The 17,777-nt window shown below is 35.9% G+C and carries 12 protein-coding genes; 10 read left to right on the top strand and 2 right to left on the bottom strand.

The window, feature by feature from the left end; all coding sequences use genetic code 11:
• The first annotated feature begins 1 nt into the window (after window position 1).
• The 6 genes from thiL to AWW83_RS00125 are packed head-to-tail and all read left to right on the top strand — an operon-like array spanning window position 2 to window position 7,444.
• Window positions 2-1,072 (top strand): thiamine-phosphate kinase, encoded by a 1,071-nt coding sequence (thiL, locus tag AWW83_RS00100; RefSeq protein WP_092346565.1) that lies wholly within the window; start codon window positions 2-4, stop codon window positions 1,070-1,072.
• A complete protein-coding gene (locus tag AWW83_RS00105) occupies window positions 1,069-2,964 on the top strand; it encodes a S8 family serine peptidase (protein WP_092346568.1) in 1,896 nt (631 codons plus the stop codon). The genes thiL and AWW83_RS00105 overlap by 4 nt, the downstream gene beginning before the upstream one ends.
• A complete protein-coding gene (locus AWW83_RS00110; RefSeq protein ID WP_092346571.1) occupies window positions 2,961-4,985 on the top strand; it encodes a GAF domain-containing SpoIIE family protein phosphatase in 2,025 nt (674 codons plus the stop codon). Before AWW83_RS00105 ends, AWW83_RS00110 begins: the two co-directional genes overlap by 4 nt.
• Before the next feature lie 12 nt (window positions 4,986-4,997).
• A complete protein-coding gene (locus tag AWW83_RS00115) occupies window positions 4,998-5,396 on the top strand; it encodes an STAS domain-containing protein (protein ID WP_092346574.1) in 399 nt (132 codons plus the stop codon).
• On the top strand, window positions 5,374-5,817 hold the full coding sequence (locus tag AWW83_RS00120) for an ATP-binding protein (protein ID WP_092346578.1): 444 nt from the start codon (window positions 5,374-5,376) through the stop codon (window positions 5,815-5,817). The genes AWW83_RS00115 and AWW83_RS00120 overlap by 23 nt, the downstream gene beginning before the upstream one ends.
• Window positions 5,810-7,444 (top strand): PP2C family protein-serine/threonine phosphatase, encoded by a 1,635-nt coding sequence (locus AWW83_RS00125; protein ID WP_092346581.1) that lies wholly within the window; start codon window positions 5,810-5,812, stop codon window positions 7,442-7,444. The genes AWW83_RS00120 and AWW83_RS00125 overlap by 8 nt, the downstream gene beginning before the upstream one ends.
• A gap of 37 nt (window positions 7,445-7,481) precedes the next feature.
• Here the strand turns inward: AWW83_RS00125 and acs are convergent, their stop codons facing one another.
• Together acs and AWW83_RS00135 are read right to left on the bottom strand one after the other, a co-directional pair.
• Window positions 7,482-9,488, bottom strand: coding sequence for an acetate--CoA ligase (gene acs / locus AWW83_RS00130; protein ID WP_092346583.1), 2,007 nt, complete (start codon window positions 9,486-9,488; stop codon window positions 7,482-7,484).
• Between the two features lie 23 nt (window positions 9,489-9,511).
• Window positions 9,512-10,657 (bottom strand): PQQ-dependent sugar dehydrogenase, encoded by a 1,146-nt coding sequence (locus tag AWW83_RS00135; RefSeq protein ID WP_234697209.1) that lies wholly within the window; start codon window positions 10,655-10,657, stop codon window positions 9,512-9,514.
• A gap of 375 nt (window positions 10,658-11,032) precedes the next feature.
• Here AWW83_RS00135 and AWW83_RS00140 point away from each other — a divergent pair, with 375 nt between their 5' ends.
• The 4 genes from AWW83_RS00140 to AWW83_RS00155 are packed head-to-tail and all read left to right on the top strand — an operon-like array spanning window position 11,033 to window position 17,767.
• Window positions 11,033-13,828, top strand: coding sequence for a CotH kinase family protein (locus tag AWW83_RS00140; RefSeq protein WP_092346589.1), 2,796 nt, complete (start codon window positions 11,033-11,035; stop codon window positions 13,826-13,828).
• Window positions 13,829-13,841: 13 nt separating this feature from the next.
• Window positions 13,842-15,863, top strand: coding sequence for a cellulose biosynthesis cyclic di-GMP-binding regulatory protein BcsB (locus tag AWW83_RS00145; RefSeq protein WP_092346592.1), 2,022 nt, complete (start codon window positions 13,842-13,844; stop codon window positions 15,861-15,863).
• Window positions 15,811-16,959 carry a hypothetical protein gene (locus tag AWW83_RS00150; RefSeq protein WP_143713842.1) on the top strand — a complete coding sequence of 383 codons (1,149 nt, stop codon included), beginning with the start codon at window positions 15,811-15,813 and terminating at the stop codon, window positions 16,957-16,959. Before AWW83_RS00145 ends, AWW83_RS00150 begins: the two co-directional genes overlap by 53 nt.
• Entirely contained in the window at window positions 16,949-17,767 is an 819-nt protein-coding gene (locus tag AWW83_RS00155) for a hypothetical protein (protein WP_092346598.1), read from the top strand. Before AWW83_RS00150 ends, AWW83_RS00155 begins: the two co-directional genes overlap by 11 nt.
• Window positions 17,768-17,777: the final 10 nt, after the last annotated feature.

Raw genomic sequence — 17,777 nt, forward strand, 5'->3', positions numbered from 1 at the left:
TATGAATGAAAGTTTTACAGATATTTCACAGATTGGGGAATTCGGGTTAATTGCGAGATTAAATGAAATTTTACAGCCATATCGTGATTCGCTCATAGTTAAGGGCATTGGTGATGACGCTGCTGTTTATATTCCAGCGGAGGGAAAAGTTCAAGTTGTCACAACGGATGCTTTGATTGAAGGGATCCATTTTGATTTAACTTATGTCTCTATGAGAAATCTCGGCTGGAAATCAATGGTTGTGAATTTAAGCGATCTTTGTGCGATGCTTGCAACTCCAAGATATGCTTTAATAACTGTTGCGATACCGAGGAAGATATCTGTTGAAATGATGGAAAATTTATATCTCGGGATAAAATCCGCATGTAATGAATTTAACTTTGCTTTAATAGGTGGCGATACGACGACGACATTTGGAAATATGGCAATATCTGTGACGATGATAGGAGAGGCAGATAAAGACATCATTCCGTATAGAAGCGGTGCTAAAATTGGGGATTATATTTGTGTAACAGGGACGCTCGGTCTATCGTATGCAGGATTGAAGATCCTCTTGCGAGAGAAGAAAAAATTTCTTGAATCAGAGGATAAACAAAATTTCAAACCCAATTTTGAGCCATTTTTGAAAGCAATTGAAAAACATCTTAAACCAGTTCCAAGATTTGACATCGCAAACAAGTTGAAAGATTTAAAAGTGAAAGTAAATTCAATGATTGATATAAGCGATGGTTTATCTTCTGATTTACTTCATATTTGCAGACAAAGCAATGTAGGAGCTGAAATTTATGAGACGAGTTTGCCAGTTGATGAACTTGTCAAGAAAATTGCAAAAGATGAATTTAACGAAGATTATCTCCCGTATGTTTTAAATGGTGGTGAAGATTATGAGCTTTTATTTACCGTTTCTGAAAGCGAACTTAAAAAACTTGATCCTCTTTATTCTGATGTGAAAGTTATCGGCAGAATACTTGATAGGGAGCAAGGGATAAGGTTGATAAGGGAGGATAAAAGCGAGGTTGATCTTGAAGCCGGCGGATGGGATCATTTCAAAATAAAATTTGAAGGCAGATGAAAAAGTTTTTCATCTTTCTTTTTGTTATCTCGTTTTTAATTGCGGGAGAAAAACCAGAAAAATACTGGATTGTCTTCAAAGATAAAGGGATTTATGAAAATGTCTCGCTTGCGAAGGGGGGTGTTTTATACAATAGATTAAAATCTTCAATTTCCGAGCGCTCTTATGAACGAAGATTGAAAACAGTTCGGGATGAAACAAAAGTTTTTGATTATTACGATTTGCCTGTTTATGATGGATACATTGACAAAATTAAATCTTTAGGTGTTAAGATAAATGTCGTTTCAAAATGGCTTAACGCTGTGAGTGCATATCTTGACAGTTCTCAAATTGAGATTGTGAAAAATCTTCCGTTCGTTCTTGAAGTTAAGCCAGTTGCAAAATCGGTAAATACATTTTTTGATAAACCGGAAGTTGAAACGCCACTTATTGATTACAATTATGGAGCTTCGGAGCGACAGATAAGATTATCCGGTGTGAAAGAGTTGCACAAAATGAACATAATAGGCAAAGATGTAATTGTTGGGATGATGGACACGGGATTTAGATTAAGTCATGAATCTCTTGAGAATGTTGAAGTAATTGCACAATATGATTTTATTTTCAACGATACGATAACTGCCAATCAACCTGTTGATTCTCCTGATCAGGATTCACATGGGACATTAACCCTTTCGGTTCTCGGTGGGAAAAAAGATGGACAAATTTACGGAGTTGCACCAGGGGCGAAATTTGTCCTCGCGAAAACAGAAGATGTAAGAAGTGAAACCCCAGCTGAAGAAGATAATTGGGTTAGAGCGATTGAATGGATGGATTCGCTTGGTGTTGATGTTGTTTCAAGTTCTCTTGGTTATATTGATTGGTATACTTATGAAAATATGGACGGAAATACCGCTAAAATCACAAAAGCAGCCGACATCGCATTTCAAAAAGGGATTGTTGTTGTAAATTCTGCTGGAAACGAAAGAAATACAAGTTGGAAATATGTTGTTGCACCTGCTGACGGTAAATATGTCATCGCTGTTGGCGCAGTTGATTCACTTGGAAGAATAGCATATTTTAGTTCAATGGGTCCAACTTATGATGGAAGGATAAAACCCGATGTCTGCGCACTTGGTGTTTCAGTTTACGGCGCTTCAACAAGTTCAAAATCAAGTTACAGATACGCTTCTGGAACTTCATTATCTTGTCCAATAGTTGCTGGAATTGCTGCTTTGATTCTTTCAGTTCATCCCGAGTTAAGTTCTTTTGATGTGAGAGATGCTATAAGAAATACGGCAAGTCGTGCTGATAACCCGGATAATGATTATGGCTGGGGAATTGTCAATGGTCTTTCAGCGTGTTTGTATCACGGTCCAATTTTAAGCAATTACCCCGAGATTAGGGAAAGTTTAAATGGTTATGAGATTTCGGTTTATGCTATGTCAAAAAATGGAATAAAAGAGGTTTTCATAATGGCTGACGCTTTGAGGTTTCCAATGCAAAATGTTGGAGGAAATAAATACACCACCACGCTTACAACATTGCCTTCAAACTTTTTAATTATCGCTGTTGATAACAAAGATGAAAGAAATTTCTTAACAGTTCATCTTGATATTCAGCCACCTCGTGAATTTCGCCTCTCTCAAAATTTCCCGAACCCATTTAATTCAAAAACAATTTTTCTACTTGATGTCCCAGAGCCAACTTCTGTCAGTCTCTCAATTTACAATATACTTGGTCAAAAAGTCAGAACTCTTGAAAATAGATTTTTCTCTCAACCAGTTAAAGATTACAGAATAGTTTGGGATGGAAAAGATGATTATGGAAGATATGTTCCAAGCGGTGTTTATTTCTGCAAACTTGAAACGCCTGTGTATAAAACCATTCGCAAAGTTGTCTTGATAAGATGAATCAAAAAAATTACGAAATAGAAAAAACATTCTCATTCGGTCAGATTTTGCTTGCCTTCGCTCTTGCTTTCGTTCTTCTTGCCATCACGCTTGTTAAAAAAATTTTCCCGTTTCCTGCTTTTGATTTTGCATCAAACATAATTTTTCTCGCACTTTTTATAACTTTGGTTTTGATAGTTCAGCCATTTGCTAAAAAATTTGAGAAAAATCCAGTTGAAGGGATAAAGTTTATCATAATTTTTCTCATTCCTCTTGTTGGATTCTCGTTTGCTTTCAAAAACTTCATCAATTTGCAAAAAGTTAATGATGTAATTTCACCTTCTTCTTACGCTGATGTGATATTGATAAACATTCACAGTTTGATTTACACTTTTCTTGTCTCAATTGTGTTCTCAATTTTTTTAAAGATTTTTTTCTTTGCTCGTGGGAAAGAAGCAAGTGTTAAGTTCACAGTTTCAATTGCATTTTTTGTCGCAGGTGAATTGATAAGGGAAATTTTAGAAGAGTTAAGTTTGATTTCGCAGGTAATTTTAATTTTGCAGTTAATTTTATTTGTCTGGATATCTTTTAGAATTCCGTGGGTCATAAGTTTAAGCAAAAGAGAGAAATATAAAGTTTTGCTTTACTCTTTTCTCGTGATACTTTTTTTGTTTTTGCTTCAAAGTCCTTTTGCCACGGGAAACAGCAGTGAAGGTATGAGATATTATTCAACTTTGCTTTTTTCTTTTGCACATTTTTATCTTCATCCGTTTTTGATCATTTATTCGTTTTTCGTTTTCAGTAGCACAATTTTTCATCTTCCGACTGCTGAAATTTACGAGAGAAAAGTTGCCGAACTTTCAACACTTCAAAACATTGGAAAACTTGTTGCGCAGGTTCTTGATATAAAAGAATTTTCAGACACTGCTGTTAAAATTGCTATGGAGATGACTGGTTCAAAATCAGCGTGGGTTGAACTGAAATTGCCATATGCGGATGAAATTTATGGAGTTGCAGGAATTGATGAGATTAATTTAAAAAGTTTGAGAGAGGAAGTTAATTCGCTTCGTAAAAATTTTGAAGAGCGAAATCTTGAATCAAGATATATTGTTTCAAACATCAAGGACTCAAACATTTTGATTGCACCACTTGTTTCGCATCAAAAAATTTCGGGATTTTTATATCTTGTCAAGCAAAATCAAAATTTCACTTCAGATGAAATTGGTCTTGCGCTTGCGTTAGCGGATCAAATTGCAATCGGCGTTGAAAATTCAAGATTGATTCAGGAGTCAATTGAGAAGGAGCGACTTTCTCGTGAGTTTGAACTTGCTCAACAGATGCAGAAAAAACTTCTTCCAAAAGTTTTACCATCTTCGGAAAAGTTTGAGATTTCGGCTCTTTCAGTTCCTGCTTTTGAAGTTGGTGGGGATTATTACGATTTTTTCACGCACGATGATGGTAATTTATCGGTCATTATAGCCGATGTTTCGGGCAAAGGTATATCAGCAGCGTTTTATATGGCGGAGATGAAGGGAATTTTTCAATCGCTTGCGAAAATTTATCCAAGCCCTGTTGAATTTTTAATCAAGGTAAATGACACGATTTTCGGGCATATTGATAGGAAATTTTTTATAACGCTTGTCTATGCTTATTTTGATTTGAAAAAAGCAACGGTTGAACTTGCAAGAGCGGGACATTTACCACCTGTATTTGTGAAAGATGGAAAAGCAAAATTTTTGAAATCATCGGGACTTGGAGTTGGTTTGGTGAAATCGGAAGAATTTGGAAAATTTATCAAGCCAGTTAAATTGAAACTTGATGAAGGTGATCTTCTCATACTTTACAGCGATGGAGTGATTGAAGCGATGAATGAGTTAAATGAGGAATTTGGTTATAAGCGTTTTGAAAAATTGATTGAAAAAATTTGCTATAAAAGTTCGGATGAAATTGTGAGTGAAATTTTTAACGAGGTTGAAAGTTATCAAAAAGGCACAAAACAAATTGACGATATAACAATTCTTGCGGTGAAATGGAAAAAATAAAGGAGAAATGAAATGGGAAGAGGGCAAAGCGAGAAAAGTTTTGATGTTAAAGTTGAAGAAAAAAATTCTGTTAAGGTCTTAAAACTCAAAGGTTATCTTGACGCTTACACATCTTTGCAATTTGAAGAGATGATGAGAGAACTCGTTCAATCTGGGAATTATAAAATTATCGTGAATATGAAAAATTTGACTTACATAAGCAGTGCTGGTTTTGGAGTTTTTATGGCTTTCGTTGATGATGTGAGGAAAAATTCGGGCGATATAAGATTTTGCTGTCTTTCGGAAAAAATTGATGAGATTTTTGAATTGCTTGGGTTCAAGCATATATTCAAAGTTTTCAAGGATGAGGATAGTGCAATAAAATCTTTTGAGGAGCAAGAGAAGAAAAATGTCCGCAAGAGAAAAAAATAAGAAGATCAAAATTAAAAGCGAGTTGAAAAATCTTAAACTCGTCAGAGATTTCATAAGGAAAGAAGCGATCAAGTTCGGATTTGATGAAATTGATGTTGAAAAAATCATTCTCTCCGTTGATGAAGTTTGCACGAATTCAATTAAACATTCCTACGAGAATAAGCCAGATGGCATAATATATGTTGAAGTTAAAAAATCTGGAAATAGATTTTCCGTTGTCGTCTCATACGATGGTTTGCCGTTTGAACCAGAGAAATTGAAAATTGAATCACCGCTTGATAAGTTCAAAAGGACAGGCAAGGTCAAGCGTGGGAAACTTGGGATGTTTATAATTCATAGGTTTATGGACAGGGTAAAGTATCAGAGAAAGAGGAATAAAAATGTTGTGATCTTAACAAAATTTTTGAGAAAAGATGAATGAGTCGGAGGCAATTTTCACGCTTGAATCAATTTTTAATTTTGGCAAAGCGTTGGCAAGTTCGCAAAGTCAATATGATGTTCTCAAAATTTCTCTTCTTTCGCTTCTTGGAAAGTTGAAAATTTCAAAAGGTGTCGCTTTAATTTTTGAAGATGGAAGTTTTAAAGTTGTTTACGCTGTCGGTCTTAAATTTAATTACGGATTTAAAATCAGTTCGGGGAAAATTCCAGAAGGGATAACTAAATTGAGTAGGAAATTTTTAAAAAATTTTGGCTTCAAATTTTCAAGTTTTATAAGTAGAAACAAACTTTGTTATCTTGTTCCGATAAGATGGGGTTCGTCGGGGGATTTTGTTCTTGCGTTGATTCTTCTTGGATGCAGAGACAAAAAATTTACACATAGAGAGATTGAATATATAAACTTTATCGCAAATTTCACCGCTCTTTCGCTTAAGAATATCGCCTCAATTCTTGATTTAAAGAGGAACATTTATGATTTGAAGATGATAAACGAATTTACACAAAGCGTGCTTTTGAAGAAAGACGATGAAGAAATTTTTGAATCTCTTGCCCTGACTCTTATGGGACATTTTAAGGTTGAGGGAATTTCTGTCGTTGAGTTTGACGGAGCAAAGCAAAAAATTTTTTCTTTTCCAAAGTCATTTGAGGTCAAGAAAAGTTTTTTGAGAAAAATTTTGCATCTGGATGAAAATTTAATTCTTGAGCCAGCGAAATTCGGTTTTAAAAATTTGTCTCTCGTTCTTTTTCATAAAAATGTAAGCGATGGGCGGGTTTTTGTTTTGATTCTGGGGAAAAGAAAAGAGAATTTGCCTTTTGAAATTTCAGATGTTGAATTAATTCGCACAATTTTTATTGCTACGATAAATGCAATTGAGAATTTGAAAATGTTAAGTTTGAACTACGATATGAAACTTGCTTATGAAATACAAAAGAATTTACTTCCGAAGAAATTGCCAGATGATGATAGGATTGAAATTTCCGCCTTGTCAATTCCGTCAAAAGTTGTGAGCGGTGATTATTATGATGTGATTCAATTGAGCGAAGATGAAATTATAGTTGCAATTGCGGATGTTTGTGGTAAAGGGGTTTCGGCTTCGCTTTTGATGTCAAATCTTCAAGCGTCGTTGAAAAGTTTTTTGCTTTTTTCAAGTGATATTAAATCCGTCGTTCAATCGCTTAACAAAATTATTCAGATTAACACTTCGCCAGAACAATTCATCACATTTTTTATATGCAAGATTGATTTAAGAAATTTCGTTCTTGAATATGTTAACGCTGGACATAATCCGCCGATTTTGTTTAAAAAGAGTAGGTATGAGTTTCTTGAAAAGGGTGGTGCAGTGCTTGGGGTTTTGGATGATGAATATGAGGTTGGTAAAGTTAAAATTGAAAATGGCGATTTAATTTTTCTTTACACTGATGGAGTGATTGAGGCGATGAATTCAAATGGAGAGGAAATCGGGCTTGAGAGAGTAATTTCGTTTTTGAATTCAAATGTCAATTTGCCCGCTGGTAAAATTGTTAACTCAATTAAGGATTTGATTTCTTCATTTTCATACGGAGTTGAACAGGTTGATGATATAACATTGCTTGTTTTAAAGATAAAGTAAGGGCACGCCGATTAACGACATGCCCTTTTGATGTGAATTAACCACCGATTTCAGTTTTTAATTTTTCATAAGCAATTTTAACTTCATCAATTGATGCTTGATCTTCAAGTGTCGTTGTATCTCCGAGGGATTCTCCGCTTATGACTGCTCTGAGAAGTCGTCTCATAATTTTTCCGCTTCTTGTTTTCGGTAAAGCGGAGACAAAGAAAATTTTTGATGGGTCAGCGATAGGACCGATTGTTTGTCTTACCCATTGGTGAAGTTCTTGTCTTAACTCATCAGATGGATCAAATCCCTGTTTTAACACGACGAAAGCTACTGGGACTTCGCCTTTTACTTCATCAGGGACTCCAATAACTGCTGATTCAGCAACTGCTTTGTGCGAGATTAAAGACGATTCAATTTCATATGTGCCAAGGCGATGTCCCGCAACTTTTATGACTTCATCTGCTCTTCCGAGGACCCAGATATAGCCGTCGCTATCTTTAATTGCGTAATCACCGGCGTAAAATTTCCCTTCAAATTTTTTGAAATATGTGTCAATCAATCTTTGAGGATCGCCGTAGATTGTAAGAGGCATACCGGGCCAAGGGTTTTTGATGACAAGATAACCCTTTTCTCCGGGTTTTGCAGGTTGACCATTTTCGTTGAAAACATCAGCATCAATTCCAAATATCGGAAGTCCGTTTGTGCCAGGTTTAAGTGGGACAAGATAAGAACCGGGAGTGTGAGATATTAAAATCCCACCAGTTTCCGTCATCCACCAAGTTGAACCAACTGGGCATTTGGAATTTCCGACGACTTCAAAAAACCATCGCCATGCTTCGGGATTAATCGGTTCTCCAACCGAATGGAGCAATCTTAAAGTTGAAAGGTCGTGTCTTTTAACCCATTGATCACCAAATTTCATAAGCGTTCTTATTCCCGTTGGAGAAGTGTAAAGTATCGTAACGCCATATCTTTCAGCTATAGCCCACCATCTGTCGGGATTTGGATATATTGGAGCTCCTTCATACATAATTTGCGTTGCTCCTTCCATCAATGGACCAAAGACAATGTATGAATGTCCTGTTACCCAGCCGATATCAGCGGTACACCAATAAACATCGTCATCTTTTAGATCAAAAACCCATTTCATCGTTGCGTGAAGCAATGTCATATAGCCACCCGTGTCGTGAACTATTCCCTTTGGTTTTCCTGTTGTTCCGGAAGTGTAAAGAATGTAAAGGGGATGTTCTGAAGGTAAAGGTTCAGGTTGAATGTAAGCGTTTTCAGGAGTTCCTTCCCTTATATCTCCCCACCAATAATCACGACCTTCAATCATGCGAACATTTAGATCTCTAATTCTTCTGAAAACGATGACGCTTTTAACTGTTGGTGATTTTTCAAGCGCTTCGTCAGCAATTTCTTTTAAGTTGATAACATTGCCCCGTCTATAAAATCCATTCGCTGTAATGAGAAGTTTCGCCTCCGCGTCATTTAATCTATCTGCAAGTGCATCAGCGCTGAAACCAGAAAACACAACTGTAAATGTCGCACCAATTCTTGCAAGTGCAAGCATTGTAATCGGAAGTTGCGGAATCATAGGCATATAAATTCCAACTCTGTCGCCTCTTTTAATTCCAAAATTTCTTTTCAGCGCATAAGCCATTCTATTGACGCTTTTGTAAATATCGTAGTATGTTAATTTCCTAACTTCAACAGGAACACCATTTGAATCAACCGGTTCGGCTTCCCATATTATTGCAACTTTATTTTTTCGCCAGCTTTTGACATGACGGTCAAGACACAGATACGATGGATTTAATTCACCCCCAACAAACCACTTGTAAAATGGAGGATTTGAATCATCAAGAACTTTGTCCCATTTTTTAAACCATTCAAGTTCATTTGCCACCATCTCCCAAAACTCAGGTGTAAGCGTTCCCCGATGCATTGATTTGTAGGTTTCAATGTCAATGTTTCTGTGATTCCACGACTCAATGATTATCTTCTCTCCGAACGGTAAAGTTTCCTCAACTGTGTTAATTTGTCTTTGCTCCATAGAGTAGCACCTCCGTTTTGTTTTTATTTTTTGAAAACGATTTTATAAATTTTGTCATCCCCGGGTTGTGGATTTCCTCGTCCATCTCTATTGCTTGTCAAAACATATAAATTTCCATCAGGACCAACGACGACATCTCTCAATCTTCCAAATTTTCCCCGTCTATTGTCAAATGCAAACCATCTTTCAATTCTCGTGACTTTGTAAGATTTTCCTGACTTTTGAACTTTTATTCTTATCAAAGCTTCGCTTCTTAATGTTGCAACAAAAAGATCACCTTTGTAAAAAGTCATTCCCGATGGCGGGGTTGCATCTTTCCAAACGACAATTGGGTCAATGTATCCGGGTTGTCCACCTGCGCCGATAATTTTGGGCCACCCGTAGTTTCCGCCTTTTACAATTACATTTATTTCATCGTGACCGAAGCGACCGTATTCGCCCGATGGTCCGTGTTCTGATTCAAAAAGATCACCTGTTTCGGGATGCCACGCAAGTCCTTGTGGATTTCTGTGTCCATAGGAATAAACAGGCGAATTCGGAAATGGATTATCCAGTGGAATTTCTCCATCTGGGGTCAAACGTAAAATTTTTCCATTAAGTGAGTTTAAATTCTGCGCAAGATCACCTTTGAAAATTTCTCCCGTGGTGATGTAAAGCATTTTATCCGGACCAAATTTTATCCTTCCACCGTTGTGAAACCTTGCTCCAAGTATGCTGTCAATTATAACTTTATCAAAAGTTCCATTTTTACCATTGTCCTTTATCCGTATAACTCTGTTAAAAATTTTACCATCTGTTTCATAAGTATACATTGCATAGATGTATGGCTTTTGAGGGAAATCGGGATGAACCGCAAGCCCCATCAATCCACCTTCACCAATGTGTTTAACCGGGATTGTCATATATGGTTCAGGAGAAAGTTTCCCATTTTCAATTAAACGAATTCTTCCGGGTCTTTCACTCACAAGAGCTCTCCCATCGGGTAAGAAGACAAGGGACCAAGGAATTTCCAAATTATCTATCCACACGCTCACCTGAACGTTGTCTCCATCGGGAAAGTAGACATCTTCAACTTCTTGCGGTTTTTGACCGACAATTTGAAAGCAGGAAATAAAAGAAAAAAATGCAAGTGTGAGTAAAATTTTGGGCTTCATGTTTCGCTTTGCCATTTTTTTGAAAAAATTAAAAAAATTGTTGAAAAAGTCAAGAGCGAAAGATTTGACTTGTCTTTTAAGGGCTAAGTTATGAATTTAAATTTTCAAAATTAGGTTCGCTTAAAACTCTTGACTTTTTAATTAACGGTCTTTAAATTATTTAAAAAGCACAGGAAAAAATTTCTTTTTGCTCTTGCTTTGCCTTCATGTTTCGCGGGTTGTAAGGGTGAGCTTGAAGCAAAAGAGAAATTTCTTCTATTGACTTTAAATTGTGCGTTTTTTATATTCCTGTTAGGATGAAAAGGTAGATTTACACAATTATGATGCTTAAAATTTCACATAAATCAGGTGTTAACTCCAAGTTTAAATATAAAAATCTTGAGGACCAAAATGAGGATTGCGAAGGCATTTTTTATCTCAATTTTGGCAACAGCACTTTCTTTCTCTCAGGGAGTGAGAGAATTTTCAATCATTATCAACCCGGACAGTTTGCTTTTGTTGTATTCACGCAATATATGGGATAAAACATATGTTCCGATGAGGTTTGTCCCGGAGGATGGTTCAGGACACGCTGGGGGAATAAGATTCAAGGGGCACTCATCAAGATATTATCCGAAGAAACCTTTCACTGTTAAGTTCAACAAGGGGCAAGAATTTGAAGGATGGCGTGAGATGGGGTTTAACGCAATGTATACGGATAAATCTTTAATGCGGGAGGAACTCGCGTGGCAAATTTCAAGAAAGCTTGGAATAATTGGACCTGAGACATATTATGCAAATCTTTACATCAATGGGAAAAATTACGGACTTTATCTTTTTGTAGAAAGAATTGATGAAACCTTCAAGCGAACTCCGGAAAAATATGGATTTATGAAGGGTGGTTCAATGTATGAGCCGGTTGATGATTATCATATGGGTGATCTTTTTATCCCGCTGGATTCAAATGATTACTTCAAATTTTATGACAAGAAATTTCCAGCAGATAGCAACTACTCCGATTTAATTCAACTCATAAAAGAAATAAACGAAACTCCTGCGGAAGATTTCCACAATTTCATTGAGCGAAAATTTATAGGTGAAACAGTTTTAAACTGGTTCCTGCTTAACACATTAACTCATATGGGAGATACATACAACAAAAATTACTATCTTTATCACGACTCTGTTTCGGATAAATGGCTGATTATACCCTGGGACTATGATCTTTCTTTTGGGAGAGATGGAACAGGTGTCTTGCCTTATCCTTTGAACCTTTTGAACGATAAATTTAAATACTGGTATATGTTACCCTATCACGGCGTTGATAATCCTTTGAAGATCAAGTTCTTTCAAAATTCAATCCTTGTTTCCAGATTCAAGCAAAAACTTGATTCTGTGCTAACTTACATTTTTACAGAAGATAAGATGCTCGCTTTGATTGATTCGTTGAAAAATTTGATAAGAAATTATGTTTATCGCGATGAATTTAAATGGGGAACGAACAAGGAATTTGATGAACAGGTTGAGGCATTGAAATACTATGTTACTGCGAGAATATTTTTCCTTTACAAGTGGCTTTCAAACTATTGGCCAGGTGAAGAAAATAAAGCGACATTGAGAATAACCCGGCTTGACACGGTTTATCACTTTGTTGATAAAAACGGTCGCTTGCTTGGAAGCATTTGGTTTTATGAGGCAAATGGACTTGATAGTTTAACCGTTATAGTTTATCCAGATAGCATTCCTCCGTATTTGCCTGATGATGTTTTGCCAGATAAATATGTCAGAAGAGTTTTTAAAATTATCCCGTATCCATCAAGTGCGAAATTTAGAGCGAGGATAAGATTGGAATATAGAGATGAATCATTGACAAGAACTGAGCTTGGAGTGGGCATTTTGGATGAACATTTTTTGAAATTACATTATTTTGATGGTCAATCATGGAAACCGCTTGAGACAAATGTTAATTCATATGCAAATACTTTAACTGTTGATAATGTAAGCGATGAAGTTTTGAATGAAAACACAACTTTGTCCGCATTTATCCCAGTTGATTACAAATTGCGGTGGAATAAGATAGAGACCTTATCTTGGGATAAACTTTTGAAAATAAAATTTGCGAATAAAGACACTGGTTATGTCGTTGGGGAGACAAGCTCAATTTTCATCACAAAAGATGGCGGGAGGACATGGCTTTATAGGACAAAAGCCTTGGGGAAGGAATTAAAATTAAACGATATTGCGTTTGCGGATTCGCTTGTTTATATCGTTGGTGAGCAAGGACTCGTTTATAAAGGTAAAATTGGCGATACGCTCTGGACACAAATTGAACTTGGAACGAGGGATAATTTCAAGCAAATTGGTTTTTATAATGGAAGATATGGATTTATAAGAGGCGAAAGTGAATTTTATTACACAAGCGATGCTGGAAATACTTGGCAGAAATTGTCTTTTTATGTAAATGGTGAAACGGAAATAAAAAGCGAAGATGCTTTCGCAAGTGTAAAGAAAAATTCAATAATTCTATGGAGAGCTGGCTCTAATGATTCTGTTTCAGTTTTTGTGAGCTATGTTGATACATCGTTGAGAAAAATAAAATTGTATAAAGATGGAGTTTTCTATGTTGTGGCAAGCGATGATTCAATTTATGTTGTCAAAGATACTATCGTGATTTCAAGACCTCTCAAAGCAAGGGTCAACGATATAAAGATAATTGACTCATTGAAAATTTTCGTCGCCTGTGATGATGGAGTTGTTTTATACACGAAAGATAGTGGAAATTCCTGGCATCTTCAACCGATTGGAGTTACAAACGATATTTATTCAGTTGAATTTATTGATTCGCTGAAAGGTTTTGCAGTTGGAAATTTTGGCTTGCTTTTAAGCACGGAGCAAGGGGGATATACGAAAGTTATCTTTGCTCAAAACCAACCAGAAGTTCCCGCTGTATTTAAACTCCATCAAAACTATCCTAATCCGTTTAACAGTTCAACGAAGATTTATTATGAAGTTCCGTATCCTTCGGAGGTGAAAATTGAGGTTTATGATATACTTGGCAGAAAAGTTGCGACACTTGTTGATGGGTATAAAAATTCAGGGGTTCACTTTGTTGATTTCAGTGCGGTTAACCTTGCAAGCGGAATTTATTTCTATGTTATGAAGGCGAAGAACATCATTATCTCAAAGAAAATGGTTCTTTTAAAATAAAAAGTTCTGAAAAATGAAAATCCAATTTCTCTTTTTGATCGTTATTTTGAATACTACAATTCAAACCTTTCTCTTTGCTGAAAAATTGACATTCCAAAAGTTTGGCTACGATGATATTGTTTTAACTGGACCGACGCCTGCGGTTACATTGTTTTTGAGAGTTGGTGAAAATGTTGATTCATCAAAAAGTTATATCGTTCTTGACATTGAGCCGTCACCTGTTTTGAATTTTAAAAATTCCTACATTACAGTTTTGATATGGGATAAGCCAGCGTTGACGGTCAGATTGAGCGATCTGGGGGATAAATTGATAGTTCCGCTTCGTCAGTTTGATTTGAGTTTTTCTGATTTTATCAAGCTTGACATCAAGGCGAACCTTTCCATAACGATGGACAGATGCTATGACATTATAACAAACGGGTTGTGGGTTAAGATCAGAAAATCATCTTTTGTTAATGTGGAGTTTAAGCAAAGAATAGGTGTAAAGTTAAAGATCAGCAATTTTTTAAAGTTTCTTGAAGGTGGAGGTGCAATAGTTATACCATCAAATTTATCCACGATTGAATGTGAAGGTGCGGTCTGGGTTTATTCTTATCTGAGAAAATTGACAGGAAAAGATTTTGAGGTAGAAACATATGAGACGCTTCCAGATGAGGTGGAAAATTTTGTCATCGTGTCAAGATTTGACAAGATACCTGAAAAATATAAAAAGTCAATAAGCGGAAAATTCTTGAATAACGATGGATTGATTTATGTTTATTCAGAGCAAACTGCAAAATTTCGGAAGAATGTTCTTGTTCTTACAGGTTTCAATGATGAAGGATTGAGAAAGGTAATCAAAGCGTTTTTAAATAAAGACATTTTTCAATCTTCGTTTAACAGTTTTCTACTTGTTCGTCAAGCGGTGCAAGAATTGGAAGTAAAACCTCCGCTTCCACCTTACAAGATAAGTTTTCGTAAGCTCGGCTTCACGAGTGGACGACTTGAGGGGATAGGGAATTTAAGATATGTTTACTCATTCAAAAATTCTGAACTTGGATTTTCACCGGACAAATTGACGATAAACATAACCGCAGTTTATGCCCCCGTGGTAAGTGCGGTTCGCAATGCGTTTTTCAATGTTTACTTTAATAACACTTTGATTGAAAGCAAAAGATTAACAGAGGAAGGAAAAATCTCTTACAGCTTTGATGTTGATAGATTTGTTTTGTTGAAAACGAACACGATAACGGTTGAATTTGTTTATTATCCGACAAGTGAGGAATGTAAAAATTTGATGGCGAACTTTTTCTGTATGCTTGATGATGAAAGGTCGTATATCAATGTGTCAAGTTTTTATCGTCCAGATGAATTAAGTTTTGTTTATTTCCCCGAGATGTTTGGTTATGGTGAAACGGTTGCGGTCATCGGTGGCAAGATTACGCTTCAAAAGGTAAGATCGCTTGCAAAAATTGTTTATCTTGTAAATTCGGGAATTAAAGAGTTTGAATTCTATCCGTCTGTTTATTTCTCTTCATCCGTTGATTATGAAATTTTGAAAAACTATAATTTAATTTTGATCCTTGATCCAAATGAGCAATTGATGGAGAAATTTGAAAATTCTCCATTGAAGCCAAGACAGGGATTTAGAATTTTGAGTTCAGCAACGGGGCGTGTTTTATACACACTCTGGGATACAACATCAATTGGTGTGAGTGAGGTATTTTACGGTGAAAAAGGCAATCCTGTGCTTCTTGTTTTTGGAATGGGAAGGTATGCCGATGAAAGAATTTATCAAATGACGAAATCACTTGAAGCGAAATTTCCTGACATCAGCGGGAACATAGGAATAGTTGATGGTGAGAAAAGTTACTTTTTCAGAGTTGAAGCGGGACTTTTGAAAGTTCAATATCCAGGGGAGAGAACATTTCTTGACATTTTCAACCAATACAAAATTTTTATAATCGGGCTTGCGTGGGCGTTGTTTTTAGCATTGCTTGTTTATGTCTTCTGGCGTGGAAGGAAAATGGCAAGAAAAGTTATGGAAAGAAAATGAAGAAAATTCTCCTTTCCTGCTCTTGCTTTTTTATTCCTGTTCACCTGTGATATACAGAGTTAATCATTCAAGGTTAAGAGAATTAGAAACAAAGGCAATTGATGAGATCAAACGAAGGTTGAGTTTGGGACTTCCATCAAGACCAAATGGATTTTGCTATGCGATTGACCTTGCTGAAATTATGCAAACAGGTGTTGAAATCGGCGATTCGTCTATGTTTAGCAGTGCTTATGAGATTTTGAAAAAACATTACATAATTCGTGATTCGTGGATTGATAGCTCAATTTTGTGGAGATACAAACCCGAAGTTGAGCCAGATGCTTCTGGAACTGCGGAGACAATTCATTGTGCGCATGCAATTTTTCTTGCGTATAAAAAGTGGAAAAAGGAAGAATATAAAAGAGTAAGCTATTCTCTCGCAAGGGCTTATTTAAAACACGGCTATATGATTGACTCAAATCGGTTCATTGTAAAAAATTATTTCAACTATCAAACGAGAACTCTTTCAGAAAACACTTATCTTATCAACCAGCGTCCTGATTACTTATACGAAATTGGGCTTGAAAACAACGATTCAGAGATGTTAAATAAAGCGAAGTTAATGTATAATGCGATCATCGGTGGCTATGTTGGGAATGGATTTTTTTACTCAATATATGATGTTGGAGTTTTAACCGTAGATCCTGGTTCATCAGGTTATTTTTCTCCGAATTCTGTTTTTCCGTTGATTTCTTCAGTTGATATAGCAACTTCAATCAAAGGTTTTAATGATAAGCCAGCTTGGGAGATTTTGAAATTTTTTGAAAATAATTTTGGAAGATGGAGCGATTTTTATGTTTATAATAATGGCAAATTTATTGAACAAGAGAAAACAAATTCAGTTAATCTGGCTGTGCTTTCAGCAATGATTGATCTTTATTTTGCCTTGGGTAAGCCAAAGGCATATAGAAATTTAATAGTTTATCTTTCGCAGATTCTTGCCGATAAAGTAAATGTATTCTTGACAAGTTTATCGCCTGAAAATCTTGATTCTTATTATTTTGAGTTGGCAAGAGCGATAAGAACAATGCGCAGGATAAACGAGAATGGGATTTAAAATTTTGAAATATCCCGTATTTTTATGTTTTGTCGTTTCTTCTGTTTTTGCAGGTGCGTGGACACGGGGGAAAGGAAGCATTCTTCTTGTGCCATACTGTTATTTTTATCAGGCAAGCGGATATTACGACACGAATTGGAAATTCAATCTTCTTCAAAACAGCGGATATTTTGATGGACTTGGTTTTGGATTATACTTTGAATATGGTTTCAGCGATAGATTTAATTTGGTTGGAAATTTTTCTTTTGTGAGAAACAGATGGATTGACAATTATAACTACAAATCAAACAGCGATTTTGGGGATTTTGAGATTGGATTGAAATTAAAAATTTTTGAGTCAAGGTTTGTGTTAAGTTTTCAAACTCTTGCGATTATACCTGCTTATTCAATGGATAGAGAACCATTGATTGGGTATGGAGAATATGCTGGTGAAGTTAAAATTCTTTTCGCTGGCGGATTGAGACCGTTTTCTCTTAATTCTTATTTTAACATTGAACTTGGATACAGAAGATTTTATTCAAAGGTTGCGCCACAGGTTAGATTTCAAATTTTATATGGAATTAATCTCGGTTGGAAATGGCAAGCGATTTTTCAAATTGACGGCGTCAATTCAATTGGTGAAGGAACATTTTCAACAAGATTTAATCCGTCAATTGAGACGGACTATAACGAAGGGAAATTAAGCGTTTCGCTTGCGCATAGATTCACATATAAAGCGTGGTTTCAGGGTGGCGTTTTCTATGATGTTTATGGCAGAAAAATTGGCGCTGGAAGAGGTTTCTTCATAGCATTGTGGATTGAGATTTAAATTTCAATTT

The organism is Candidatus Chryseopegocella kryptomonas, from assembly GCF_001536065.1.
Taxonomy (GTDB): domain Bacteria; phylum Bacteroidota; class Ignavibacteria; order Kryptoniales; family Kryptoniaceae; genus Kryptonium; species Kryptonium kryptomonas.